Source organism: Pseudomonas nitroreducens, assembly GCF_010994165.1.
Taxonomy (GTDB): Bacteria; Pseudomonadota; Gammaproteobacteria; order Pseudomonadales; family Pseudomonadaceae; genus Pseudomonas; species Pseudomonas nitroreducens.
The window spans coordinates 1-23,249 of the sequence record NZ_WMBX01000004.1 but is presented as its reverse complement, the minus strand read 5'-3'; the positions used below and the strand labels follow the sequence as shown (position 1 = coordinate 23,249).

Sequence of the window (23,249 nt, the reverse complement as noted above, 5' to 3'; positions counted from 1 at the left end):
GAAGTGGCGAATGTCGTCAGAGGGCGAGTGAAATGGAAATGAGTGAAAAGCCGGACGTGCTGGTGGCGGCTGTCGTCGGTCTGGGCAGCACGCTCGGCCGGGTGATAACGGACTCCGCCGTGCGCCTGGGAACCCTCGTTGGAAAACTGGATGCAAGTCTGCCCATGCGCACGCTGGTGGATGGCATCGATGCCGTTCTGGACAATCAGGATATCCGCCATCGCGCCAGTGAGCGCAACGCGGGGGAAACCAGGCTGGCGCTGCGACGGATCATCGATCTGCTGGGGCTGCGGCCGGCAGAGGTTCGCTTGCCGAAAATCACCGTCGGTGTAGCGCCAGCGGCGAGCGCACCGGCGAACGATTGGCAGCGAATGGAAACGGCGACAAAGTCGTTGTCCGAGCTGAACTCTGTCGGTGATGTCGCGCGATCTTCCCTGAGCGCGAGCCTCGCGTTTCGTGGGCGTCTGATGCAGGTTCGCGAAGCGGCAGGGCAACCCTACGACCCGGTCGCCGAGGCGGCATTGGGCAAGCGCGTTGTGATGGCGGCGGATGCTGCTGCGATGCCCCGCGAAAAGGTGCTGGACCTGGCGCAGGCGATGGCCGAGAGCGAGGTGCCGCTCCGCGATATGGACACGATGTTGCCGGTGGCGGCCAGGTTCGCCCAGGGGCAGGGCGTGTCGATGCAAACGACGGCACAGCTGATCAGCGCCCTGCAGCAGAAGGGGGGCATCAACAATGCCGCCGATCTGGAGCGTGCGTTGAGTGCAGTGGCGTGGCGTGGTCAGAAGGAAGCGCCGTCGGTCGAGCTGTTCAGCCGCGATCTGCTTGGCAGACTGGCCTCGTTGCGGCCAGGAGACTCGCAGAAGACTGAGGCCTTGTTGCAGACCAGGCAGTCCCTGGCTGCTGCCCCGGCCGACCTGTTGCAGCAGGGCGTCAAGCAACATCAGGAATCTCCGCTGGGGCAGTTGGAGGCCAGCGAGCAGAAGATTTCCGGCGCCATGCTGGGAATGGGTGATGCCATGCTCAGCCATCAGGGCGCCCTGGAGTTTGTCGGCGGTGGTCTGCTGGCGCTGAAGTCCCTGATCGATGCAAAGAAATTCGTCGAGGACGCCAATGATGCAATGCCCTGGAACTGGGGCAAGCGCGAGGTCCAGGATGTCTTCGTCACCAACTGGCCGGCCTGCGTGTGCGACGGTCTCCTCGAGGGCAGGCCGAAAGGCAAGGGCAAAGGCAAGGGCGGCGGAAAATCGAAAACCGGCGGCTCGGGCAGGGCGGCGCGTGGCGGTATCTTCCAGCGCGCACGGTCCACCCTGGGACGCGCCGCGGGAGCCGCCTCCGGATGGCTCGGCCGGGCGGCACAAACCGTGCGCTCTTCGCGTGTCGGCCGCGCCGCTGGTGGCATCCTGCGTCGTGGCGCAGGCCTGGCACGCCGCGTGGGTGCTTCCGGCATCGGAAGGGCGGCGGGCGGATTGGTACGGAAAGCTGGAGCGGGCTTGCGACGTTTCGGGCCGGTCAATGCCGCGTTGGCGATCGCCGATGTTGCCTCGGTCTATGCCAGTGACCAGTCGCCTGCGCAGAAGGCCGTCGGCTACGGCAAGGCCGGAGGCTCGGCCATTGGTGCGGCAGCAGGTGCTGCGCTAGGCACGCTGATTCCGATTCCCGTCGTGGGGACGCTGGTGGGCGGCGCCATCGGCGCGACCGTCGGCGAATGGATAGGTGGCAGGGTCGGCGCGCTGTTCGGTCCGTCGGACGAAGCAGCGAAATCGCAGTCTGCCGCGCCGGCCCCGGCAGCTCCGGTCGCCGCAGCTATGGCCGCCAACGCTCCAGCCAGCTGGACCTTTTCGCCGCAGGTGAGCATCAACGTGGCGGGCAACATCGTCAATCCGCAGCAACTGCTGGATGAGCTGGTCCCGGCAATGCGCCGGCTGATCGCCGAGGCTCAGCAGGAAAGGCAGCGCAACGCGCTGTTCGACACCGTCGTCATGTAGGGAGGCCCCATGACCTATCTGGAACAGTTCAATACCGGCCTCGGGATGATTGCGGGCGCTGCCACGGCCGCCCGGCGCGACCTGGAGCAGGTCGCCGCACCGGTGGACAAGGCAATGCTGCACATTCGCAGCGGCGTCGCAGCGCTCGAAGGCCTGCCCGGCGTCACGCCCGAGGCGGCCGCCAAGCTCAAGCGCGTCACCGATGGCATCGTTCGTGCCCAGGGCAAGTTGCAGGACGGGGTGAAGAAAGCCCAGGCCGAGCAGGAAAAGCTGCAGAAGAACCTCGACAAGGCCAGGCAAGTGGCGGCCGAGGTCAACGAGCACGTGGAGAAGCTGGGAGAAGAGATCAGCAATGCCGGCCAGGCGGTGAACAAGGTGCTGGGCAAGATCGATCCGCGCCTGAAGGACATCCTGCCAAGCTCGGTGCTGGCACCCAGGCTCGACCCTTCCGCGCAGATGTGCAAGGTGCCGCAGCACCTGTTGATCATGACCCCGTTGAAGTCGACCGAGCAGACTTACTACTTCAACGTCGACACCACCGGCTTCCAGCGGCTGACCCGCACCAGCAGCTATGCCTGGAAGGACCAGGCACGGCTTGGCCGGCGCAGCGCGCAGCAGAGCGTCGGCCTGGGCCCGGAAACGCTCACGCTCAATGGCGTGGTCATGCCGCTGTTCATCCGTGCCGGCGACACCTCGCAGCGCGTCGGCTGGAACCAGCCGCGGATGCTGCGCGACATCGCCGCGCTGAGCGAGCCGGTCCATCTCGGTACCGGCCGCGGCGATGACCTGGGCAACTGGTGCCTGACCAAGATCACCGAGACGCAGGAGGCCTTGTTCGCCAATGGCGTGCCGCGTCAGCAAACCCTCGACCTGGAGTTCACCCGCTATGGCGACGACGATAGTCAGAAGCGTTGACGGCGACCTGCTGGACCACCTTTGCTACCAGCGCTACGGGCATCTCAATGGCTGCGTGGAAGCCGTGCTGGATGCCAATCCCGGACTGGCCGACGAAGCTCAACCGTTACGGGGCGGCGTGATCATCCGCCTGCCGGAACTGCTCGTGCCGGCAGACCAGAGCGTGCGCTTGTGGGAGTGACCACCGGCATTCGCTTCAGTAACCAGGCCCCGCTCAGGCGGGGCCATTTCATTCAGGGTGGCTTATGAAACCTGCCTTCCGCATCAGCGCCGACGGCGCGGACATTACTGCGCTGATCAGCGACCGGTTGATCGAGCTGCAACTGACCGACAAGCCTGGCCTGGAGTCCGACACCTTCCAGATCACCATCGATGACCGCGATGGCGCCGTCACGCTGCCCCGGCGCGGCGCGGCGCTGGAGGTCTTCCTCGGCTACGACGGCGCGCCGCTTACGCGCATGGGCCGCTATGTGGTGGATACGCTGACCTACAGCGGCATGCCGGACAACCTGGTGATCAAGGGCAAGAGCGGGGATATGCGCGGCCAGGGCAAGGCCGCTCGCAGCGGCAGTTGGGAAGGTATGAGCCTGGCGAACGTGGTGGCGGATATCGCGGCGCGCAATGGCTGGCGCGCGGCGTGCAATGTCGAGACAGTGATCGCGCGCATCGACCAGATTCGAGAGTCGGACTTCAACTTCATCACCCGGCTGGCCCGGCAGTACGACTGCACCGCTAAGCTGGCCAACAACTGCCTGCTGGTGCAGCCGCGCCAGTCTGGCCGCAGCGCCAGTGGGCAGGCGCTGGAGATACCGGTGCTGGGACGCGGGGACGTGGGTTCGTTCCGCTTTACCCTGGATGACCGCAAGGTCGTGGCAGCGGTGAAGGTGCCCTATCGCGGCGCCGACGGCGTGCAGAAGCAGGTTCGTGTGACCAACCCGGACGCACCCTCACAAATCGCCGCGGAGCATTGCGACCGCCACCCGCAGCCGGACGAGGCAGCGGCCCGGCGCGTCGCTGCGGCACGGTTGGCCGAGTTCAATCGCAACAGCGCTGAAGTGCAGCTGGACTTGCCCGGCCGCGCCGATCTGTTCGCCGAACTGACCATTGTTCTGCAGGGCTTCAAGGCTGGGCTCGACGGCCGCTACCTGATCGACTCGGTCACCCAGCATTATTCCACGGGTGGCTGGACCACCACGGTGCAGTGCAACGGCGGGGCGCAGGGGAAGGGCAAGGCTGGGGAGGGCGGCTGAAATGCAAATCGACGAACGCCAGCTGCTGCTGATTCTGCCCAACGCCCGCCCTGTCGCGGGCGTTTTTCTTCCGGCACTCGACGCCGCCATGGGGGATTTCGGAATCGACACGCCGCCGCGTGTTGCTGCCTTCATCGCCCAGGTCGGCCATGAAAGTGCCCATCTGACCCGCTGCGTGGAAAGCCTGACTTACAGCGCCCAGCGTCTGGCCGCCGTCTGGCCCCGGCGCTTCCGCAGCGCCGAGGGCTCGCCCACGGCGCTGGCGCGAGAGGTGGCGTACCAGCCGGAGCGCATTGCCAACCTCGTCTACGCCGGGCGCAACGGAAACGGTGACGAAGCCTCTGGCGACGGCTGGCGTTTTCGTGGACGCGGCCTGCTGCAGGTGACGGGACGGAGCAACTACCGCTCGGTTGGCGAAGGGCTCGCACAGCCCTTTGTCGCCCGCCCGCAACTGCTGGCGGAGCCACGCTGGGCGTGTCGATCCGCCGCCTGGTGGTGGCAGCGCAACGGACTTGGCGAGCTGGCGGACGCCGGGCGCTTCGAGGACATTACCCGGCGCATCAATGGCGGGCTCAATGGCCTGGAGGAGCGCTTGCTGCTCTGGCGGCGTGCGCAGGAGGTGCTGGGATGAGCCGTTTCTGGCTGGCGCTGGGGATGGCCGGCTTCCTGCTGGGTGGCCTGTTCGGCGGTTGGCTGGCGTCGCGCTTCTATGGCGGGCAGTTGCAGGGCCTGCAGCTCGAGCAGGCGCGCTGCAGCGAAGCCGGCAAGGCGCTGGAATCCCGGCTGGTGCTGCAGAACGAGCAGCTCGACGTGTTGGCTGAAAGCTCCCGCCAGCGTGCGGAGGCCGCCGAGCGAGCCCTGGCCCAGGCCCGTGACCTGGCGCAAAGCCATGAAGATGCCGCAAACCGACTGTTGCTGGAGCGCAGCGAGGGCGAAGAGTGCGCGGTGGTTCGTCAACTGATCGACCGGGAACTGCTGCCATGAAAGTGCTCATGCTGATCTTCCCGCTGTTGATCGCCGGTTGCGCCGCGACTTCACCCAAGCCCGTGGAAATCCGTATTCCCATCCCGGTGCCGTGCCAGACACCGGCCATCGAAGCTCCCCAATTCGCCACCACCGCCCTGCGCCCGGCGGACGACCTGCAAACCAAGGTTCGTGCGCTGCTGGCCGAACGTCAGCAACACCTGGCCTACGAAACCCGCCTGCGTGCTGCCCTCCAGGCGTGCCAGTGAAACGTCCTACCTTCGTCGGCAGGGGCGCCGCGCGTATTGCGCTGGCGCCCGGCCTTGGGCTACTGTTCGGCCATCGCTAGGCGAGACCGCAACCGTGATCCACCGCACCCGCATCATCACCTCCCTCCTCAAGGCATTCGCCCGTTGGCGCTGGCGCGCCTGATTCCTTCTTTCCCGGCATAGCGCCGGTCTCTTCTTACGCGTCCATTTCTCCCATCCGCTGGCATAATTGCCAGATTCGCGCAGCCTACGAGGCCGCAACGGGTGTCGACGATGGCGCGATCCGAAAGCAGTGCAATCATGAGGTTCGAGCAGACATGCTGCTGATGATCGATAACTACGATTCCTTCACCTACAACCTGGTGCAGTACTTCGCCGAGTTGAAGGCCGACATCCACGTCATTCGCAACGATGAGTTGAGCGTCGACCAGATCGCCGCGCTCAATCCCGAGCGCATCGTCCTGTCCCCCGGTCCGTGCACCCCGAACGAAGCGGGTGTTTCCCTGGAAGTGATCGAACGCTTCGCCGGCAAGCTGCCACTGCTGGGCGTGTGCCTGGGCCACCAGTCCATCGGCCAGGCCTTCGGTGGTGACGTGGTGCGGGCGCGCCAGGTCATGCACGGCAAGGTCAGTCCTGTGTTCCACAAGGACCAGGGTGTATTCGCCGGCCTGAACAATCCGCTGACCCAGACCCGCTATCACTCCCTGGTGGTCAAGCGCGAGACGCTGCCCGACTGCCTGGAGATCACCGCCTGGACGGCGCTGGATGACGGCTCGGTCGACGAGATCATGGGCCTGCGCCACAAGACGCTGAACGTCGAGGGCGTGCAGTTCCACCCCGAGTCGATCCTCTCCGAACAGGGCCACGAGATGCTGGCCAACTTCCTCAAGCAGACCGGCGGGGTGCGCGCATGAATATCAAGGAAGCCCTCAACCGCGTGGTCAACCAGCTGGACCTGTCCACCGAGGAAATGCAGGACGTCATGCGCGAGATCATGACCGGGCAGTGCACCGACGCGCAGATCGGCGCGTTCCTCATGGGCATGCGCATGAAGAGCGAGACCATCGACGAGATCGTCGGTGCCGTCGCGGTGATGCGCGAGCTGGCCGACCAGGTCGAACTGGACAGCCTCAAGCACGTGGTGGATGTGGTCGGCACCGGCGGTGACGGCGCGAACATCTTCAACGTGTCCTCGGCGGCGGCCTTCGTCGTCGCCGCGGCGGGCGGCAAAGTCGCCAAGCACGGCAACCGTGCGGTCTCCGGCAAGAGCGGCAGCGCCGACCTGCTGGAAGCGGCCGGCATCTACCTGGACCTCAAGCCCGTCCAGGTGAAGCGCTGCATCGAGACCGTCGGCGTTGGCTTCATGTTCGCCCAGGTCCACCACAAGGCCATGAAGCATGCTGCTGGCCCGCGCCGCGAGCTGGGCCTGCGTACCCTGTTCAACATGCTCGGCCCGCTGACCAACCCGGCCGGTGTGAAACACCAGGTGGTCGGCGTGTTCAGCCAGGCGCTGTGCCGTCCGTTGGCCGAGGTGCTCAAGCGCCTGGGCAGCGAGCACATCCTGGTGGTGCATTCGCGCGATGGCCTGGACGAGTTCAGCCTCGCCGCACCGACCCATGTGGCCGAACTGAAGGACGGCGTGGTCACCGAGTACGAAGTGCAGCCGGAAGACTTCGGCATCAAGAGCCAGAGCCTGATCGGCCTGACCGTGGACAGCCCGCAGCAGTCGCTGGAGCTGATCCGTGATGCCCTTGGCCGGCGCAAGACCGAGGCCGGGCAGAAGGCCGCCGAGCTGATCGTGCTCAACGCCGGCGCCGCGCTCTATGCGGCGGACCTGGCCACCAGCCTGCACGAAGGCATGCAATTGGCCCACGACGCCCTGCACACGGGGCTGGCGCGGGAGAAGATGGAAGAGCTGGCGGCCTTCACCGCCGTTTACCGAGAGGAGAACGCACAGTGAGTGTGCCGACGGTTCTGCAGAAGATCCTGGCCCGCAAGGCCGAAGAAGTCGCCGACCGCCGCAGTCGTGTGAGCATCGCCGAGCTGGAGCAACTGGCGCGTGCCGCGGATGCCCCGCGTGGTTTCGCCAATGCCCTGCTGGAGCGTGCCAAGCGCCGTGAGCCGGCGGTGATCGCCGAGGTGAAGAAGGCTTCCCCGAGCAAGGGTATCCTGCGCGAGAACTTCGACCCCGCCGACATTGCCCGCAGTTACGAGGAGGGCGGCGCCGCCTGCCTCTCCGTGCTGACCGACATCGATTTCTTCCTCGGCAGCGACGCCTACCTCAAGGAAGCCCGCGCGGCCTGCACGCTGCCGGTGATCCGCAAGGACTTCCTGATCGACCCGTATCAGGTGGTGGAAGCCCGCGCCATCGGCGCCGACTGCATCCTGCTGATCGTCTCGGCGCTGGATGACGTGCGCATGGCCGAGCTGGCTTCGGTGGCCAAGGACGTCGGCCTCGACGTGCTGGTGGAAGTGCACGACGCCCCGGAACTGGAGCGCGCGCTGAAGACCCTGGACACTCCGTTGGTCGGCATCAACAACCGCAACCTGCACACATTCGAAGTCAGCCTGGAGACCACTCTGGACCTGCTGCCGGAAATCCCGCGCGAGCGCATGGTGATCACCGAAAGCGGCATCCTCAACCGCGCCGATGTGGAGCTGATGGAAGTCAGCGACGTGTTCGGCTTCCTGGTCGGCGAAGCCTTCATGCGTGCCGACGAGCCGGGCACCGAGCTCAAGCGCCTGTTCTTCCCCGAGCGCAGCAAGGTCAAGCTGGGCGCCGATCCGGACTGACAGCTCCTATAGAGTCAGGACAACAAAAAAGCCGGCGATTGCCGGCTTTTTTGCGTTCTGGGGATGCTTCAGCGGGTGCCGAAGACCACCATGGTCTTGCCTTTCACATGCACCAGGCCCTGTTCCTCCAGGCTCTTGAGCACGCGGCCGACCATCTCGCGGGAGCAGCCGACGATGCGGCCGATCTCCTGGCGGGTGATCTTGATCTGCATGCCGTCCGGGTGGGTCATGGCGTCGGGCTGCTGGCACAGGTCCAGCAGGGTGCGGGCGACGCGGCCGGTGACATCGAGGAAGGCCAGGTCGCCGACCTTGCGCGTGGTCTTGCGCAGGCGATCGGCCATCTGGCTGCCCAGGGTGAAGAGAATCTCCGGATCCTGCTGGCTCAGTTCGCGGAATTTCGCGTAGCTGATCTCGGCGACTTCGCATTCGGTCTTGGCGCGGATCCAGGCGCTACGCTCCTGGCCGGTGCTGCCTTCCTTCTCGAAGAGCCCCATCTCCCCGAAGAAATCGCCGGTGTTGAGGTACCCGATGATCATCTCGCGGCCATCGTCGTCCTCGATCAGGACAGTGACCGACCCTTTGATGATGAAGAACAGGCTCTCGCAGCGGTCCCCGGCGTAGATGATGGTGCTCTTGGCGGTGAAGCGGCGGCGATGACAATGCGCGAGCAACTTGTCGAGGTTCTTGATTTTGGGTGTGAGGGTAATAGCTACCATGCCCGAGTCCCGGAAAGAATAAAGAGTGGCCTTTGCACAACAGGCGCTAATGATTTTTTATGACCAGCTGTAGTGCCGTGCGTCCCTGGCTCGATCCCCCTCGATCCGCAGGGCGGCAGATTGCCTTGCTGAGCATTCTTGCGCGTACGTAAATCCGCAAGAGCTTAACAGACGACGTGTTACCAACAATCGGAAAGCTGGAACATTCGTGCGGGCAATTTCCTAGAGTGTGCCAGTAAACCGGCGCCAGCTTAAGTGATAAATGCATACTCGCCGTGTGGAAATGAGACCTGGGTAACAGCCGCAGGCCCCGGTGGGCGTGCTAGAGGGCTGTGTTAAGCTAACGCCCCTTTTTTCCGGCGGAGTTCTTTGCAATGAAAGCGCGAATCCAGTGGGCGGGCGAGGCCATGTTCCTCGGTGAATCCGGCAGCGGCCACGTGGTGGTAATGGACGGCCCGCCGGACGCCGGCGGCCGCAACCTGGGTGTGCGTCCGATGGAAATGCTGCTGCTCGGCCTCGGTGGCTGCACCAACTTCGATGTGGTCAGCATCCTGAAGAAAGGCCGTCAGCCGGTGGAGAGCTGTGAGGCCTTCCTCGAAGCCGAGCGCGCCGACGAAGACCCGAAGGTGTTCACCAAGATCCACGTGCATTTCGTGGTCAAGGGCCGTGGTCTGAAGGAAGCGCAGGTCAAGCGTGCGGTCGAACTGTCGGCCGAGAAATACTGCTCCGCCTCGATCATGCTCGGCCGCGCCGGCGTGGAGATCACCCACGATTACGAGATCGTGGAACTGGGCTGACAGCTTCCTTCATCCTTTCATCATCAAGGGTGCGCAAAATCTGGCAGAGGTCGCCTGACCTCTGCATAATGCGCCACCTTTTTTCAGGGCCTTCCGCCCGAAACCAGAAACCACAATCGCCATCGCGAAGAGGTGTAAACCGTCCTACGCAGGTGCGCCGTACGCATCTGACGGGCATGCTCAACCACGCGGCAGAGCCGCATTTGATGAGAGTTCTCCCACGGTGAAAAGCAAACTCAAGCTCCACGGGTTCAACAACCTGACGAAGACCTTGAGCTTCAACATCTATGACATCTGCTACGCCGAGACGCCTGAAGACCAGCAGGCCTACGTGCAGTACATCGACGAAGAGTACGATGCCGAGCGTCTCACGCAGATCCTCACCGATGTTGTCGACATCATTGGCGCAAACATCCTGAACATCGCCCGTCAGGATTACGATCCGCAAGGCGCCAGCGTAACCATCCTGATCTCCGAGCAGCCGGTCACCCCGACCGACAGCCAGATCGAGGAATCCCCGGGGCCGCTACCGGAAACCATCCTGGCGCACCTCGACAAGAGCCATATCACCGTGCACACCTATCCGGAGATTCATCCGGTGGAAGGCATCGCGACCTTCCGTGTGGATATCGATGTGTCGACCTGCGGCGTCATCTCGCCGCTCAAGGCGCTCAACTACCTCATCCACCAGTTCGACTCGGACATCGTCACCGTGGATTACCGCGTGCGCGGTTTCACCCGTGACGTGGAAGGCCGGAAGCACTTCATCGACCACGAGATCAACTCGATCCAGAACTACCTCTCCGACGACACGTACGAGGCCTATCAGATGACCGACGTGAACGTGTACCAGGAGAACCTGTTCCACACCAAGATGCTGCTCAAGGAGTTCGACCTGGACAACTACCTGTTCGGTGATGCCACGAGCAATCTCTCGCCCGAGCAGCGCAAGCAGGTGGAAGAGCGTGTCCGGCACGAGATGCTGGAGATCTTCTACGCGCGCAACATGCCGCGCTGACCGAGCTACTGCGCTGGGAGATACGGCATCGAAAGGCCGGGCTGAAATGCTCATTTGCTCAAGCAGACTCCGCTTTCATCCCGATTTTCCGCCTTGTCTCCCCTGCGCTCGTAACGCTCGATAGTAGAAACGAAAAAGGGGCGCCCACTGGGCGCCCCTTTTTTCGTTGCCGGCCGGATCAGATCCGGTAGGTGGACTTGGTCATCACCTTGGACAACAGCGTCATGCCGAACTTCACCGGCGCCGGGAAGCGCAGGCCGCCAGCCTCGATGGCGCTGGTGGCGTGGTGCTCCTCGTCCTCGCGCATCTGCTCGAGGATGGCGCGGGACTTCTGGTCCTCGGCGGGGATTTCCGCCAGGTGTTCGTCCAGATGCTTGCACACCTGGTCTTCGGTGGCGGCGACGAAGCCCAGGCTGACGCGGTCGCTGATCAGCCCGGCGGCGGCGCCGACGCCGAAGGACAGCCCGTAGAAGAGCGGGTTGAGCACACTCGGACGACTGCCCAGTTCACGGATGCGCTGCTCACACCAGGCAAGATGGTCGACCTCTTCGTCGGCCGCTTCCTCCATGGCCTTGCGTACCTTCGGCAGCTTGGCGGTCAGCGCCTGGCCCTGGTACAGCGCCTGGGCGCAGACTTCGCCGGTGTGGTTGATGCGCATCAGACCGGCCACGTGGCGGGCATCAGTCTCGCTGAGCTCGGCGTCGGGCTGGACGATGGCAGGGGACGGGCGCCCCGGATGACCGCTGAACGGCAGCAGGGTGCGCAGTGCAGCATCGGCCTGCAGCAGGAAGCGGTCGGCGGGAGAGTAGTGACGGTCGGCGGACATGGCGCACCTCCGAGTAGGAACATTCGCCCGGCAGTTTACCGGATGGCGGATGACAGGTCTTGCCGAGGTGCGCGCAGCTTCCTTTTATCGACGGGGCGCCGATCAACCCGGCGGCCAGTGCATCTGGCGCTGACCCAGCACATGCATGTGGATGTGGTGCACGGTCTGGCCGCCCAGGTCGTTGCAGTTCATCACCACGCGGAAGCCCTCGTCGCAACCCTGCTCCTTTGCCAGCCGCTGGGCGGTGAAAAGGATGTGCCCGGCCAACGGCTTGTCTGCCTCGGTCAGGTCATTGAGGGTGGAGACGTGCTTTTTCGGGATCACCAGGAAATGCACGGGCGCCTGCGGGCCGATGTCGTGGAAGGCGATGACCTGGTCATCCTCATAGAGCTTGCGCGCGGGAATTTCCCCGGCGACGATCTTGCAGAACAGACAGTCCACGAAATGCACCTCCAGTCATATGGGCAGGAGCAGCAGTTTAGCGGCCGTCGACCGCCGCGCCCAGTTCCGGGCCGGCCAGCGCAAGGAGCGAGCGTGCAGAACGATATCCATGACCTGGGCCTGGTGCTCGACTCCAGGGTCAAACTGATCGTGATCGAATCCTGGGACGAGCCCAGGGTCCTGGAAACCCTGACCGGCCTGGCGGTACGGCGCGGGCTCAACTTGCAATTCTGGTCGGCGACCGAAGGCTTGCAGCGCCTGGGGTTCGGCGGCGAGCCCTTGGGCGAGGACGACAGCCGTGAGGCGGAGAATGCCCTGCGGCTGATCAAGGCCGATCCGCAGCCGAACCTCTATGTGCTCTGCGATCTGCATCCCTATCTGGCGGACAACCCGCGTGCCGTGCGCCTGCTCAAGGAGATCGCCATGGCCGAGGGGAATTTCCGCCCCACGGTGGTGCTGGTTTCCCATGCACTGAAGCTGCCCGCCGAGGTTCAGCGCTTCGCGGCGCGCTTTGCCCTATCGTTGCCGTCCGAGGATGAACTGGTGGGGCTGGTCCGCGAGGAAGCGACCCGCTGGAGCGAGCGTAACCGGGGCGCGCGCGTACGTACGGACAACCGCACGCTGCGCCAGGTGGTGAAGAACCTTCGCGGACTCACTCACGGTGAGGCGCGGCTGCTGGCGCGCAGCGTGATCTGCAATGACGGGGCGATCACCCAGGAAGACCTGCCGGAGCTCAACCGCACCAAGTTCGAGCTGCTCAACCTCGATGGCGTGCTCAGCTTCGAGCACGATACTGCGCGTTTCGCTGAAGTGGGCGGGCTGGCCAGCCTCAAGCGCTGGCTGGGCGAGCGGCAGAGCGCGTTCACCGAGGCCAAGGACAAGGACCTGCCCAAGGGCGTGCTGCTGGTGGGGGTGCAGGGTGGCGGCAAGAGCCTGGCGGCCAAGGCAATCGCCGGCCTTTGGGGCCTGCCACTGCTGCGCCTGGACTTCGGCAGCCTCTACAACAAGTACTTCGGTGAGACCGAGCGTAACCTGCGCGAGGCGTTGCGCCTCGCGGACAGCATGGCGCCCTGCGTGCTCTGGGCGGACGAAATCGAAAAAGGCGTGGCTACCGGAGATCAGGATAATGGCGTCAGCCAGCGCGTTCTGGCCACGCTGTTGACCTGGATGGCCGAGCGCAAGGCGCCGGTATTCATGGTCGCCACCGCCAACGCCATCGAGCGCCTGCCGCCGGAACTGGTGCGCAAGGGGCGCTTCGACGAGCTGTTCTTCGTCGACCTGCCGGACGACGAGGTACGCCAGGATATCTTCCGCATCCATCTGCAGCGTCGTGAATTGGACGCCGCCCAGTTCGAACTGGGCGAGCTGGCCGCTGCCACCGAGGGATTCTCCGGTGCGGAGATCGAGCAGGCAGTCGTCGGCGCGTTCTATGCCGCGCAGGCTCGGCAGAAGTCCGTGGACCAGGCGTTGCTGCTGGAGGAAATCCGCCGCACAGCGCCGCTGTCGGTGGTGATGGCCGAGGAGTTGGCAGCCCTGCGCGCGTGGGCCGATGGCCGCACGGTGCGCGCGGACTGAACCTGGCTAGCCGGCCAGGGCCAGGCGATTGACTCGGCCGGCCAGCTTGCGCAGGGCCCAGCGCGGTAGCAGGCGCACCGCGCAGGCGAAGAGTCGGTTGCGCCAGCCGGGGATGATGATCGCCGGTGCGCGGCGCAGTGCCTTCACCGCGAGGAAGGCGACTTCCTCGGGCGACATGATCCGCTTGCCATTGTCGAGCTTGCCCAGGCGCATGTCGGCGTTGCGGTAGAACGCCGTGCGGGTTGGGCCTGGGCAGAGCACGGAAACCTTGATGCCACGGCTTTTGAGCTCCTCGCGCAATCCCTCGGAGAAGTGCAGCACGAACGCCTTGCTGGCGTAGTAGCTGCTCATCCAGGGGCCGGGCAGGAGGCTCGCCATGGAGGCGACGTTGAGAATCCGCCCGCCGCCGCTGCGCTCCATCATCGCTCCGATGCCGTGGCACAGGCGCGCCAGAGCCAGCACATTGAGCTCCAGCAGTTCCTGCTCGCGGGACCAGTCCTGGTCGATGAAGGTGCCGGAGGTGCCGACACCGGCGTTGTTCACCAGCAGTTCGATCTGCCGCCCGCTCTGTTCCAACTCGTGGAGCAGTCCGGATATCTGCAGCGGTTCGGAGAGGTCGCAGACGCGGAATAGCACCTCCACCCCGAAACGCTGGGACAGTTCGCAGGCGATGCTGTCCAGCGCGTCGCGCTTGCGCGCCACCAGGATCAGCGCCTGGCCGCGACGTGCGAGGGCTTCGGCCAGGGCCAGGCCGATACCGCTGGAGGCGCCGGTGATGAGGGCAAAACGAGGCATTCAGGAGTCTCTGTGGCGGGGTGGCGTTCGACCACGCCCGCCACGGGTTGTTGCATTACTGATCCGAGTCGCCGCCTTCGGTGTCGCCACTGCTGAAGTCGCCGTCGGAGGGCTCCGCGGTGGCTGCCGGGTCGGCAGCTGCGTCGCCCTGCTGGGACTGCGCCTGCGCAGCCTGGGCGCGCTCGATGTAGCTTTGGTAGGCCGGGATCGCGATGGCGGCGAGGATACCGCCAAACACCGGGAACAGCAGCCAGGAGAAGGCCAGGACCTTGACGCCGGTGCTGTTGGGCGGCGGCGGCGGACCGAAGCGGTTGGCGGACTGCTCGCCGGGCATGAACAGCAGCAGCAGGCTGAGGACCACGTTGACGAAAGGCACCAGCAGCGCGAGCCAGAGCCAGCCGGACCAGCCCAAGTCATGCAGGCGCTGCACGCCGATCGGCACGCTGAAGACCATGGCGGCAATGACCACCGCGGCAATGGCGGCTACGCCCAGGGGCAGCGAAACGGCCATCAGCAGGCTGGCGACCAGGTAGGCGCCGAAAACGATGAAGGACAGTGCCGCTGACCAGCCAAGGTAGCGCACGCGGCCGATTCGGCCGGACAGGCTACGGACTTTCAGCTCGCCGAATTCTGGCAGGTCGTCGCCAACCTGTGCCTGGGGCGGCGCATAGGGCGATGTTGCGGTGTTCGGAGTGGGGGGCGCCGCGGTGGGGGCCGGGTTGGCTGCGAGCTCAGCCTGGCGCGCCAGGTATTTCTCGATGACGATGCCGCAGGCACTGCACTCGATGGCGCTGGCTTGCTCATGCCCGCACTTGGGGCAGGTCATCCGCTCGTTGCTGGCCGCTTCACCGGCCGCGCGGGCGGCCAGGGTCGCTTCGCTGGGGTGGTCATCGGTTTCCACCAGGCTGAGGCCCGCGACGCCTTCGGCTTCCTTGCGGGCGTTGGCACCAGCGCCATGGAGCGCGCGCAAGTACTTGTCGGCCTCGTCGCCGGACAGGTCGCGCTTGAGCACGACCGGCTGGCCGCTGAACAGCGCTTCGATCTTCGCGGCATCGCTCTTGAACAGGCGGGCGAGGTTTTCCTTGGCGGTCTCCAGTGGCGTCTGGGGCATCAGCGCGCCGTCGAACACGATCTTGAAGCGGGATTGGTCCATAGGGGCATCCTTGTCTTCTGGCTATGTTGGAATCGCTACAGCGTAATCGGGCCGCCGAAGGCCAACAAGCGGCCTCGGCGGATATCTCGTGAGCGGTGCCGCAGCTCAGACCAGCAGTTGGTTGGACAGGCCGGCGCTGCGGGTCAGGGCCTGGCGGTATTCATGGTCCAGGCGCGCGATCAGCTCGCCCACGGCCGGCAGGTCGCGGATATCGCCGACGCCCTGGCCGGCGGACCACACGGTCTTCCAGGCCTTGGCCTCGTCGCTCACCGGCTTGAGTTTCTCGCCGTAGTTGAGCGCGCCCTTGTCATTCAACCGCTGCATGTCGAAGCCGGCAGCCTCCAGACTCTGGCGCATGAAGCTGGCCGGTACGCCGGAAACGGCAGGGGTGTGGATGATATCGGCGGCGCGGGCGTCGAGCAGCATGTGCTTGTAGGCCTCCGAGGCCGCGCTTTCGCGGGTGGCGATGAAGCGGGTGCCGAGGTAGGCGAGGTCGGCGCCCAGCACCTGGGCGGCAAGGATCTCGTGGCCATGGTTGATGCAGCCGGCCAGCAGCAGGGTCTTGTCGAAGAATTGGCGGATCTCCGCGACCAGCGCGAAGGGGCTCCAGGTACCGGCATGGCCGCCGGCACCGGCGGCCACCGCGATCAAGCCGTCGACCCCAGCTTCCGCCGCCTTCTCGGCGTGGCGACGGGTGGTGACGTCATGGAACACCAGGCCGCCATAGCTGTGCACGGCGTCGACCACCTCGCGCACCGCGCCCAGGCTGGTGATCACGATGGGCACCTTGTGCTCGACGCACAGTTTCAGGTCGGCCTGCAGCCGCGGATTGGTGTTGTGGACGATCAGGTTGACCGCATAGGGCGCTGCCTGCGGGTCGGCTGCCAGCCCGGCTTCGATCTCTTCCAGCCAGGCCTTGAAACCGCTGCTCTCGCGCTGGTTCAGTGCGGGGAAACTGCCGACGATGCCGCTCTTGCAGCACGCCAGCACCAGTTGCGGGGTGGAGACCAGGAACATCGGTGCCGCCACCAGGGGAATGCGCAGGCGGCGGTCGAGCAGGGCGGGCAGGGACATGACAGTCTCCTTGTCGGGGTCAGAAGGGTTTGACGACCACCAGGATCACGATGGCGATCAGGAACAGTACCGGCACTTCGTTGAACCAGCGGTAGAACACATGGCTGCGCCCGTTCTCGCCGCGCGCGAAGCGCTTGAGCATGGCGCCGCAGGCGTGGTGGTAGCCGATCAGCAGTACCACCAGCGTGAGCTTGGCGTGCATCCAGCCCTGGGTCAGCCAGGCGGGGTTGAGATAGAGCATCCAGGCACCGAGGACGATGGTGAGGATCATCGACGGGCCCATGATGCCGCGGTACAGCTTGCGCTCCATGACGCAGAAGCGTTCGCGGCTGGCGGCGTCCTCGCTCATGGCGTGGTAGACGAACAGGCGCGGGAGATAGAAGAGGCCGGCGAACCAGCAGACTACGGCAATGATGTGAAAGGCTTTCAACCACAGGTAAAGCATCGGGACGTCCTCGGATCACGGTTGAGCCGATAGTAGTGGCGCCGTGCAATGCCGTCATCCCTGTGGCGCCTGCAGTGTGGGAAAGTTCGTTCGACTGCGGTAATCGGTATCGCCAGGCGCCGATCAGGCCCCTGATCGGAAAGCGGAAACTCTTGCGCCGCGTACCCTCAATTCAGGCGGATTCGCTCTGTTCAGCGGGGGCGGTGGCTCATATCATGACTGCCCCTGAATTTGGCCCCATAGGTGGAGTGACAGGCAGATGATCAAGGTCGGTATCGTAGGCGGTACGGGTTATACGGGCGTGGAACTGCTGCGCCTGCTGGCACAGCATCCCCAGGCGCGCGTCGAGGTGATCACCTCGCGCTCCGAGGAGGGCGTGAAAGTCGCCGACATGTACCCGAACCTGCGAGGCCACTACGACGGCCTGGCCTTCAGCGTGCCGGACGTGAAACGTCTGGGCGAGTGCGACGTGGTGTTCTTCGCTACTCCCCATGGCGTGGCCCACGCGCTGGCCGGCGAACTGCTGGCCACCGGTACCCGGGTGATCGACCTGTCCGCGGACTTCCGCCTGCAGGACGCCGAGGAGTGGGCCAAGTGGTACGGCCAGCCGCACGGCGCGCCGGAGCTGCTGCCCGAGGCCGTCTACGGCTTGCCGGAAGTGAATCGTGAGGCCATCAAGTCCGCACGCCTGATCGCCGTTCCCGGCTGCTACCCGACTGCCACTCAACTCGGCTTCATTCCGCTGCTGGAGAACGGCCTGGCCGACGCCAGCCAGCTGATCGCCGACTGCAAGTCCGGTGTCAGCGGCGCCGGTCGTGGCGCCAAGGTCGGCTCGCTGTTCTGCGAGGCCGGCGAAAGCATGATGGCGTACTCGGTGAAAGGTCACCGGCACTTGCCGGAAATCAGCCAGGGCCTGCGTCGCGCGGCCAAGGGCGATGTCGGCCTGACCTTCGTGCCGCACCTGACCCCGATGATCCGCGGCATCCATGCGACGCTTTACGCACGCGTCGCTGACCGTGGTGTCGATCTGCAGAAGCTCTATGAAGAGCGTTACGCCAATGAGCCGTTCGTCGACGTGATGCCCGCCGGCAGCCATCCGGAAACCCGCAGCGTGCGTGGCGCCAACGTCTGCCGCATCGCGGTGCACCGTCCCCAGGGCGGCGACCTGGTGGTGATCCTGTCGGTCATCGACAACCTGGTGAAGGGCGCGTCCGGCCAGGCGATCCAGAACATGAACATCCTCTTCGGTCTGGACGAGCACCTGGGCCTGTCCAACGTCGCGCTGCTGCCGTAAGGAAAGATTGCCCTGGAAGGCGGTCGATTGATCTGGACCAATGGATGAGTCGGATTAGTTGACCGTTTTTCTGGGGTAAGCGGATAATAGTCCGCAATGTTGTAACGTACGGCTTCGGCCGGGAGAGTTGTCACCATGACCATCGAAACCTTCACCCCCACTCCGCTGATGTTCTCGCAAGGCGCTGCGAACAAGGTGAAGAACCTGATCGACGAAGAAGGCAATCCGCGCCTCAAGCTGCGGGTTTTCGTCACGGGCGGTGGCTGTTCGGGCTTCCAGTACGGGTTCACCTTCGATGAAGACACCGCGGAGGACGACACCATCGTCGAGCGCGACGGCGTCAACCTCGTGGTCGATCCGATGAGCTTCCAGTATCTCGCCGGTGCGGAAGTGGACTACCAGGAAGGTCTCGAAGGTTCGCGGTTCGTCATCAAGAACCCGAACGCAGCGACCACCTGCGGCTGCGGTCAGTCCTTCTCGATCTGATGCCGTAAAAGCGAAAACGCCGCGCCGATGCGCGGCGTTTTTGTTTGTGGATGGGTTCAGGCGGGGTAGAGCGCGCCGAGGATTCGAGGACCTTGTGCGGCCGTGACTTCCGGGCAGTTGCCAGGCTCACGCTCCAGGAAGCGGTGGGCCAGCCAGGCGAACGCCATGGCCTCCATCCACTCTGGCGGCACGCCGCGGTCGATGCTGCTGATCACGCTGGCGCCGGGCATATGGGCGGCCAGACGCTGCATCAACGTGACGTTGAAGGCGCCCCCGCCGCAAACCACTACTTCCTCGCAGCCGGGCTGCGCTTCCAGCAGCGCTGCGGCGATGCTTTGCGCGGTCAGCTCCAGCAGGGTCGCCTGTACATCTTCGTCCTTGACCGGGTCGTGCTTGGCCAGGACCGCGTTCAGCCAATTCAGGTTGAAGCGTTCGCGTCCGGTGCTCTTCGGGCCTTTCGCGGCAAAGAACTCATCGGACAGCATCTTCTGCAGTAGCGCCTGATCGATGCTGCCGCTGGCAGCCCAGGCGCCGTCACGGTCATAGGCTTCGCCGCGCTGCTCCTGAATCCAGGCATCCAGCAGCACGTTGCCGGGGCCGCAGTCGAATCCGCGAACCGGTTCGCCGGGGCTCAGCAGCGAAACGTTGCTGAAGCCGCCCACGTTGAGGATGGCGCACTCGCGGCCATCGCTGCCGAACAGCGCGCGGTGGAAAGCGGGCACCAGCGGTGCGCCCTGGCCGCCGGCGGCGACGTCACGACGACGGAAGTCGGCCACCACATCGATGCCGCTCAGCTCGGCGAGCAGCGCCGGGTTGCCGATCTGCACGGTGAAGCCCTGGTGCGGTTCATGGCGAATGGTCTGGCCGTGGCTGCCAATCGCGCGAACGGCGCTTGCGGCCAGATTCTCGCGAGCCAAGAGGTCGTTGATGCCTTGTGCGGCGAGACGCACCCAGCGGTTTTCCGCGAGAGCGCTGCGGGCGATTTCGTCAGGGCCGGGAGAGCAGAGTGCCAGGAGATCGGCACGCAGCGCCGCAGGCATGGGAAGGTAGTGGGAGGCGAGCAGAGTGGTCTGCTCGCCTTGCTCGATCAGGGCGATGTCCAGTCCATCGAGACTGGTCCCGGACATTACCCCCAGATAGAGCGGCATCGATCAGCGCTTGTTCAGGGCCAGGAAGGTTGCCTTCTCCTGGTCCATGCGCGCGATCAGCGGTTGCGCCTGAGCCATGAAGCGCTTGCGCTCCGGACCGGTCAGTGGGTCGGCGGTCGGCAGCTTGGCACTCAGCGGATCGACGTGCTGGCCGTTGACCTGGAACTCGTAATGCAGGTGCGGGCCGGTGGCCAGCCCGGTCATGCCGACGTAACCGATAATCTGGCCCTGCTTCACTGCCACGCCGGAGCGGATGCCCTTGGCGAAGCGGCTCATGTGGCCGTAAACGGTGCGATAGCGCTGGCCGTGCTGGATCACCACGGCGTTGCCGTAGCCACCCTTGCGGCCGGCTTCGAGGATCTTGCCGTCGCCGGTCGCCTTGATCGGGGTGCCGATCGGCGCTGCGTAGTCCACGCCCTTGTGTGCTCGAATCTTGTTCAGGATGGGATGGAAGCGCCCAATAGAGAAGCGCGAACTGATACGGGCGAAGTCCACCGGGGTGCGGATGAACGCCTTGCGCATGCTGCTGCCATCCGCGCGCAGGTAGCTGGTGTTGCCCTGCTTGTTGGTGTAGCGCACCGCGGTGTATTCCTTGCCGCGGTTGACGAAGCGCACCGCGAGGATACTGCCGGTGCCGACCTGCTTGCCCTTCACCTGCTGGGATTCGTAGATCACGTCGAACTCGTCACCCTGGCGAATATCCTGGGCGAAGTCGATGTCGTAGCCCAGGACGTTGGCCATCGACATGATCAGGTCGTGAGACAGCCCGGCGTTGCGGCCTGCGACGAACAGCGAGCTGTCGATGCGGCCGTGGGCATAGTTGGCGTGGACTGAAGGTTTGACCAGGTCGCGCTTGAAGTCATAGCCCTTGGCAGATTTCGCCAGGCTGATGGTCTCCAGATCGCTGCGCTTGACCTTGAGGCCCTGCAACTCGCCCTTGGAATCGATAAGGAAGTCCACGTCCTGGCCGACATCAAGACGGGTGAACTGCTTGGCGTCCTTGTTGGCGGCAAGCATGTCGTGCACGGCGTTCGCCGGCAGGCCGGCCTTCGCGAACACGTTGGAAAGAGTGTCGCCCTTGCCCACGGTCACGCTTTTCCACGCAGGTTCTGCGGAAGCGGAGGGGGAGGGTTGCTGGTTCGAATCGGCGAGATCGTTCTTCTTTTCTGCGTCTTTTCCGGCGCTGTTCTGGTTGTCGGGCTGCCCTTCTATCTGCGCGAAAGGGGAGGAGCTGCCGTCTTCCGTGACCGGAGCGGGTCGAAGGTCGTCTTTTTCCTGGAGAATCTGCTCGGTGCCGTTTTCCAGCTCGAGATTGAGCGTGGTCTTCTTCGCCTCGACCTCGGCCGAGGGGAACACCAGCAGAGCCAGGCTGAGGAGCGCTGCTACACCGCTTGCGGCCAGCAGATGGCTCTTCGGGTAGTACGGCGCTTTCTGATCGGATTGCGTCATGGCGTGAGTGGTGTTTTTGGAATGTGAAATAACTGCCTAAAATATAACCAAATTCCCTCTGAAGCAACCCTGATGTCGGGCTTCTGACGTCCTGTCCTCTGGCGCTGGGCAAAACTTGTTTTTAGTGCCTGTTCTTGTATCGTTGGTTCCCTTTCGCAATTCGCAACGTACAGGAAACTGCAATGAAGTCGGTCGAAGAGCAGCTGGCGCTGATCAAGCGCGGAGCAGACGAAATTCTCGTGGAGGCCGAGCTGATCGAAAAGCTCAAGCGCGGCCAGCCCCTGCGTATCAAGGCCGGCTTCGACCCGACCGCTCCTGACCTGCACCTGGGGCATACCGTCCTTATTAATAAGCTGCGCCAATTCCAGGAGCTGGGCCATCAGGTGATCTTCCTGATCGGCGACTTCACTGGGATGATCGGTGACCCGAGCGGTAAGAGTGTTACCCGTCCACCCCTCACTCGCGAGCAGGTTCTCGACAACGCCGAGACGTACAAAGCCCAGGTCTTCAAGATTCTCGACCCCGCGAAGACCGAGGTGGCGTTCAATTCCACCTGGATGGACCAGCTTTCCCCCGCTGATTTCATTCGTCTGGCTTCCCAGTACACCGTTGCTCGTATGCTGGAACGCGATGATTTTAGCAAACGCTATGCCAGCAACCAGTCCATCGCCATTCACGAGTTCCTTTACCCGCTGGTTCAGGGCTATGACTCGGTAGCGCTGCGGGCGGACGTCGAGCTCGGCGGCACCGATCAGAAATTCAACCTGCTGATGGGGCGCGAGCTCCAGCGTGCCTATGAGCAGGAGCCGCAGTGCATCCTGACCATGCCGCTGCTTGAAGGTCTGGATGGCGTGAAGAAGATGTCCAAGTCCCTGGGCAACTACATCGGTATCCAGGAAGCGCCGGGCGTCATGTACAGCAAGCTGGTCTCCATTCCCGACACCTTGATGTGGCGTTACTTCGAGCTGCTCAGCTTCCGCTCCATGGAGGAGATCGATGGTTTCCGCAAGGATGTAGAGGCTGGCGCCAACCCGCGTGACATCAAGATCAAGCTGGCCGAAGAGATCGTCGCTCGCTTCCATGGCGAAGAAGCTGCTGCTTCGGCGCACAAGTCCGCTGGTAACCGTCTTAAGGAAGGCGAGCTGCCGGAAGATCTGCCGGAAGTGGAAGTGGCGGCGGCAGAGGACCTGCCCATCGGTGCCGTCCTTAATAAGGCAGGGCTGGTGAAGAACTCTGCCGTCGCTCGCGACCTGCTGTCTTCTGGTGGCGTGCGTGTGGATGGCGACGTGGTGGATCGCAGCTTTGTCTTCAAGGTCGGCGCTACTCACGTGCTGCAGGCCGGCAAGAAGGCCTTCGCTCGTGTTTCCCTGGTCGCTGAGTGAAGAAAGTTTAAATTAGTCGTTGACGGCCAATTTAAACTCCCTATAATGCGCACCACTCCCAGCGACGAAGCGCTGAAAGAACTTGAAAATCAAGTACTTACAGAGATTAGAGGTTGGGAGTGGTGATCAGGTAGGTGATTCACTTGCCGCTCTTCATTAGCTGCTCCGGCAGCGAGCTGAAAAGAAGGTCGCCGAGGTGCTTGACAGTGAGTTTGATCGCTGTAGAATGCGCCTCCCGCTGATGAGAGGTTTGACTTCTCGGAAGCCCAAGCGATTGAGTAGAAAAGAAATTTTCGAAAAATAAAGCTTGACGAAAGATGAGGTTAGCGTAGAATGCGCGCCTCGGTTGAGACGAAAGCCTTAACCAACTGCTCTTTAACAAGTTGAATCAGGCAATTCGTGTGGGTGCTTGTGATGTAAGACTGATGATCGACTGATTATCAGCAACGCAAGTAACACTCGTGAATTCGAG

Annotated in this window: 25 protein-coding genes; 16 read left to right on the top strand and 9 right to left on the bottom strand. The window is 64.0% G+C overall.

What is annotated here, in order from left to right; all coding sequences use genetic code 11:
* Positions 1-32: 32 nt before the first annotated feature.
* From GJV37_RS17685 to trpC, 10 genes are all read left to right on the top strand, one after another.
* Complete coding sequence (locus GJV37_RS17685; RefSeq protein ID WP_193452795.1) at positions 33-1,988, top strand: glycine zipper domain-containing protein; 1,956 nt, start codon at positions 33-35, stop codon at positions 1,986-1,988.
* A gap of 9 nt (positions 1,989-1,997) precedes the next feature.
* Positions 1,998-2,903 (top strand): phage tail protein, encoded by a 906-nt coding sequence (locus GJV37_RS17680; RefSeq protein ID WP_084359410.1) that lies wholly within the window; start codon positions 1,998-2,000, stop codon positions 2,901-2,903.
* Positions 2,875-3,084: a tail protein X gene (locus GJV37_RS17675; RefSeq protein ID WP_193452794.1), complete on the top strand. Its 210-nt coding sequence runs from the start codon at positions 2,875-2,877 to the stop codon at positions 3,082-3,084. The genes GJV37_RS17680 and GJV37_RS17675 overlap by 29 nt, the downstream gene beginning before the upstream one ends.
* Before the next feature lie 64 nt (positions 3,085-3,148).
* The gene (locus tag GJV37_RS17670; RefSeq protein ID WP_170857953.1) at positions 3,149-4,153 is read left to right on the top strand and encodes a phage late control D family protein; all 1,005 of its coding nucleotides are present in this window, start codon (positions 3,149-3,151) and stop codon (positions 4,151-4,153) included.
* Position 4,154: 1 nt separating this feature from the next.
* Positions 4,155-4,784 carry a glycoside hydrolase family 19 protein gene (locus GJV37_RS17665; RefSeq protein ID WP_169890125.1) on the top strand — a complete coding sequence of 210 codons (630 nt, stop codon included), beginning with the start codon at positions 4,155-4,157 and terminating at the stop codon, positions 4,782-4,784.
* Positions 4,781-5,137: a hypothetical protein gene (locus GJV37_RS17660; protein WP_084359417.1), complete on the top strand. Its 357-nt coding sequence runs from the start codon at positions 4,781-4,783 to the stop codon at positions 5,135-5,137. The genes GJV37_RS17665 and GJV37_RS17660 overlap by 4 nt, the downstream gene beginning before the upstream one ends.
* Complete coding sequence (locus GJV37_RS17655) at positions 5,134-5,385, top strand: hypothetical protein (RefSeq protein WP_084359419.1); 252 nt, start codon at positions 5,134-5,136, stop codon at positions 5,383-5,385. Before GJV37_RS17660 ends, GJV37_RS17655 begins: the two co-directional genes overlap by 4 nt.
* 317 nt (positions 5,386-5,702) lie before the next feature.
* Positions 5,703-6,299: an aminodeoxychorismate/anthranilate synthase component II gene (locus GJV37_RS17650; RefSeq protein WP_065085713.1), complete on the top strand. Its 597-nt coding sequence runs from the start codon at positions 5,703-5,705 to the stop codon at positions 6,297-6,299.
* Entirely contained in the window at positions 6,296-7,345 is a 1,050-nt protein-coding gene (gene trpD / locus GJV37_RS17645) for an anthranilate phosphoribosyltransferase (RefSeq protein ID WP_054908057.1), read from the top strand. The genes GJV37_RS17650 and trpD overlap by 4 nt, the downstream gene beginning before the upstream one ends.
* On the top strand, positions 7,342-8,178 hold the full coding sequence (trpC, locus tag GJV37_RS17640; protein ID WP_024763567.1) for an indole-3-glycerol phosphate synthase TrpC: 837 nt from the start codon (positions 7,342-7,344) through the stop codon (positions 8,176-8,178). Before trpD ends, trpC begins: the two co-directional genes overlap by 4 nt.
* Before the next feature lie 68 nt (positions 8,179-8,246).
* Here the strand turns inward: trpC and crp are convergent, their stop codons facing one another.
* Entirely contained in the window at positions 8,247-8,894 is a 648-nt protein-coding gene (gene crp / locus GJV37_RS17635) for a cAMP-activated global transcriptional regulator CRP (protein ID WP_024763566.1), read from the bottom strand.
* 374 nt (positions 8,895-9,268) lie between these two features.
* On the opposite strand from crp, the gene GJV37_RS17630 reads away from it, so the two are divergent.
* The gene (locus tag GJV37_RS17630) at positions 9,269-9,691 is read left to right on the top strand and encodes an OsmC family protein (RefSeq protein WP_015475289.1); all 423 of its coding nucleotides are present in this window, start codon (positions 9,269-9,271) and stop codon (positions 9,689-9,691) included.
* Positions 9,692-9,914: 223 nt separating this feature from the next.
* Positions 9,915-10,709: an adenosylmethionine decarboxylase gene (gene speD, locus GJV37_RS17625; protein WP_024763565.1), complete on the top strand. Its 795-nt coding sequence runs from the start codon at positions 9,915-9,917 to the stop codon at positions 10,707-10,709.
* A gap of 178 nt (positions 10,710-10,887) precedes the next feature.
* Here speD and coq7 read toward each other — a convergent pair whose 3' ends face one another.
* Both coq7 and GJV37_RS17615 read right to left on the bottom strand, forming a co-directional pair.
* Positions 10,888-11,535, bottom strand: a complete 648-nt coding sequence (gene coq7 / locus GJV37_RS17620) for a 2-polyprenyl-3-methyl-6-methoxy-1,4-benzoquinone monooxygenase (protein ID WP_024763564.1) — start codon at positions 11,533-11,535, stop codon at positions 10,888-10,890.
* 102 nt (positions 11,536-11,637) lie between these two features.
* Positions 11,638-11,976 carry a histidine triad nucleotide-binding protein gene (locus GJV37_RS17615; protein ID WP_024763563.1) on the bottom strand — a complete coding sequence of 113 codons (339 nt, stop codon included), beginning with the start codon at positions 11,974-11,976 and terminating at the stop codon, positions 11,638-11,640.
* Positions 11,977-12,069: 93 nt separating this feature from the next.
* Between GJV37_RS17615 and GJV37_RS17610 the strand changes: the two genes are divergently transcribed.
* Entirely contained in the window at positions 12,070-13,551 is a 1,482-nt protein-coding gene (locus GJV37_RS17610; protein ID WP_170857948.1) for an AAA family ATPase, read from the top strand.
* Between the two features lie 6 nt (positions 13,552-13,557).
* Here GJV37_RS17610 and GJV37_RS17605 read toward each other — a convergent pair whose 3' ends face one another.
* The 4 genes from GJV37_RS17605 to hemJ form a co-directional block, all read right to left on the bottom strand.
* Complete coding sequence (locus GJV37_RS17605) at positions 13,558-14,346, bottom strand: SDR family NAD(P)-dependent oxidoreductase (RefSeq protein ID WP_084359427.1); 789 nt, start codon at positions 14,344-14,346, stop codon at positions 13,558-13,560.
* A 55-nt stretch (positions 14,347-14,401) separates the two neighbouring features.
* Positions 14,402-15,499, bottom strand: coding sequence for a DUF805 domain-containing protein (locus GJV37_RS17600; RefSeq protein WP_065085716.1), 1,098 nt, complete (start codon positions 15,497-15,499; stop codon positions 14,402-14,404).
* Positions 15,500-15,604: 105 nt separating this feature from the next.
* The gene (locus tag GJV37_RS17595) at positions 15,605-16,573 is read right to left on the bottom strand and encodes an NAD(P)H-dependent flavin oxidoreductase (protein ID WP_024763559.1); all 969 of its coding nucleotides are present in this window, start codon (positions 16,571-16,573) and stop codon (positions 15,605-15,607) included.
* A 19-nt stretch (positions 16,574-16,592) separates the two neighbouring features.
* The gene (hemJ, locus tag GJV37_RS17590; RefSeq protein ID WP_065085717.1) at positions 16,593-17,018 is read right to left on the bottom strand and encodes a protoporphyrinogen oxidase HemJ; all 426 of its coding nucleotides are present in this window, start codon (positions 17,016-17,018) and stop codon (positions 16,593-16,595) included.
* Between the two features lie 259 nt (positions 17,019-17,277).
* Here hemJ and argC point away from each other — a divergent pair, with 259 nt between their 5' ends.
* Together argC and erpA are read left to right on the top strand one after the other, a co-directional pair.
* Entirely contained in the window at positions 17,278-18,312 is a 1,035-nt protein-coding gene (gene argC, locus GJV37_RS17585; protein WP_045212607.1) for an N-acetyl-gamma-glutamyl-phosphate reductase, read from the top strand.
* A 135-nt stretch (positions 18,313-18,447) separates the two neighbouring features.
* Positions 18,448-18,798: an iron-sulfur cluster insertion protein ErpA gene (gene erpA, locus GJV37_RS17580; protein WP_024763556.1), complete on the top strand. Its 351-nt coding sequence runs from the start codon at positions 18,448-18,450 to the stop codon at positions 18,796-18,798.
* A 56-nt stretch (positions 18,799-18,854) separates the two neighbouring features.
* Here the strand turns inward: erpA and GJV37_RS17575 are convergent, their stop codons facing one another.
* Together GJV37_RS17575 and GJV37_RS17570 are read right to left on the bottom strand one after the other, a co-directional pair.
* A complete protein-coding gene (locus tag GJV37_RS17575) occupies positions 18,855-19,946 on the bottom strand; it encodes an anhydro-N-acetylmuramic acid kinase (RefSeq protein ID WP_170857947.1) in 1,092 nt (363 codons plus the stop codon).
* Positions 19,947-19,949: 3 nt separating this feature from the next.
* The gene (locus GJV37_RS17570) at positions 19,950-21,395 is read right to left on the bottom strand and encodes a peptidoglycan DD-metalloendopeptidase family protein (RefSeq protein ID WP_065085719.1); all 1,446 of its coding nucleotides are present in this window, start codon (positions 21,393-21,395) and stop codon (positions 19,950-19,952) included.
* Between the two features lie 182 nt (positions 21,396-21,577).
* On the opposite strand from GJV37_RS17570, the gene tyrS reads away from it, so the two are divergent.
* On the top strand, positions 21,578-22,777 hold the full coding sequence (gene tyrS, locus GJV37_RS17565) for a tyrosine--tRNA ligase (RefSeq protein WP_024763553.1): 1,200 nt from the start codon (positions 21,578-21,580) through the stop codon (positions 22,775-22,777).
* Positions 22,778-23,249: the final 472 nt, after the last annotated feature.

Excerpts from the sequence above, each read along its gene's own strand:
- GJV37_RS17595 (WP_024763559.1), bottom strand. The coding sequence starts at position 16,573 with ATGTCCCTGCCCGCCCTGCTCGACCGCCGCCTGCGCATTCCCCTGGTG.
- tyrS (WP_024763553.1), top strand. The coding sequence starts at position 21,578 with ATGAAGTCGGTCGAAGAGCAGCTGGCGCTGATCAAGCGCGGAGCAGAC.
- GJV37_RS17650 (WP_065085713.1), top strand. The coding sequence starts at position 5,703 with ATGCTGCTGATGATCGATAACTACGATTCCTTCACCTACAACCTGGTG.
- GJV37_RS17630 (WP_015475289.1), top strand. The coding sequence starts at position 9,269 with ATGAAAGCGCGAATCCAGTGGGCGGGCGAGGCCATGTTCCTCGGTGAA.
- hemJ (WP_065085717.1), bottom strand. The coding sequence starts at position 17,018 with ATGCTTTACCTGTGGTTGAAAGCCTTTCACATCATTGCCGTAGTCTGC.
- GJV37_RS17655 (WP_084359419.1), top strand. The coding sequence starts at position 5,134 with ATGAAAGTGCTCATGCTGATCTTCCCGCTGTTGATCGCCGGTTGCGCC.
- GJV37_RS17660 (WP_084359417.1), top strand. The coding sequence starts at position 4,781 with ATGAGCCGTTTCTGGCTGGCGCTGGGGATGGCCGGCTTCCTGCTGGGT.
- argC (WP_045212607.1), top strand. The coding sequence starts at position 17,278 with ATGATCAAGGTCGGTATCGTAGGCGGTACGGGTTATACGGGCGTGGAA.
- GJV37_RS17675 (WP_193452794.1), top strand. The coding sequence starts at position 2,875 with ATGGCGACGACGATAGTCAGAAGCGTTGACGGCGACCTGCTGGACCAC.
- GJV37_RS17665 (WP_169890125.1), top strand. The coding sequence starts at position 4,155 with ATGCAAATCGACGAACGCCAGCTGCTGCTGATTCTGCCCAACGCCCGC.
- GJV37_RS17605 (WP_084359427.1), bottom strand. The coding sequence starts at position 14,346 with ATGCCTCGTTTTGCCCTCATCACCGGCGCCTCCAGCGGTATCGGCCTG.
- GJV37_RS17680 (WP_084359410.1), top strand. The coding sequence starts at position 1,998 with ATGACCTATCTGGAACAGTTCAATACCGGCCTCGGGATGATTGCGGGC.
- GJV37_RS17670 (WP_170857953.1), top strand. The coding sequence starts at position 3,149 with ATGAAACCTGCCTTCCGCATCAGCGCCGACGGCGCGGACATTACTGCG.
- GJV37_RS17575 (WP_170857947.1), bottom strand. The coding sequence starts at position 19,946 with ATGCCGCTCTATCTGGGGGTAATGTCCGGGACCAGTCTCGATGGACTG.
- erpA (WP_024763556.1), top strand. The coding sequence starts at position 18,448 with ATGACCATCGAAACCTTCACCCCCACTCCGCTGATGTTCTCGCAAGGC.
- GJV37_RS17570 (WP_065085719.1), bottom strand. The coding sequence starts at position 21,395 with ATGACGCAATCCGATCAGAAAGCGCCGTACTACCCGAAGAGCCATCTG.
- coq7 (WP_024763564.1), bottom strand. The coding sequence starts at position 11,535 with ATGTCCGCCGACCGTCACTACTCTCCCGCCGACCGCTTCCTGCTGCAG.
- GJV37_RS17685 (WP_193452795.1), top strand. The coding sequence starts at position 33 with ATGGAAATGAGTGAAAAGCCGGACGTGCTGGTGGCGGCTGTCGTCGGT.
- GJV37_RS17600 (WP_065085716.1), bottom strand. The coding sequence starts at position 15,499 with ATGGACCAATCCCGCTTCAAGATCGTGTTCGACGGCGCGCTGATGCCC.
- trpD (WP_054908057.1), top strand. The coding sequence starts at position 6,296 with ATGAATATCAAGGAAGCCCTCAACCGCGTGGTCAACCAGCTGGACCTG.
- crp (WP_024763566.1), bottom strand. The coding sequence starts at position 8,894 with ATGGTAGCTATTACCCTCACACCCAAAATCAAGAACCTCGACAAGTTG.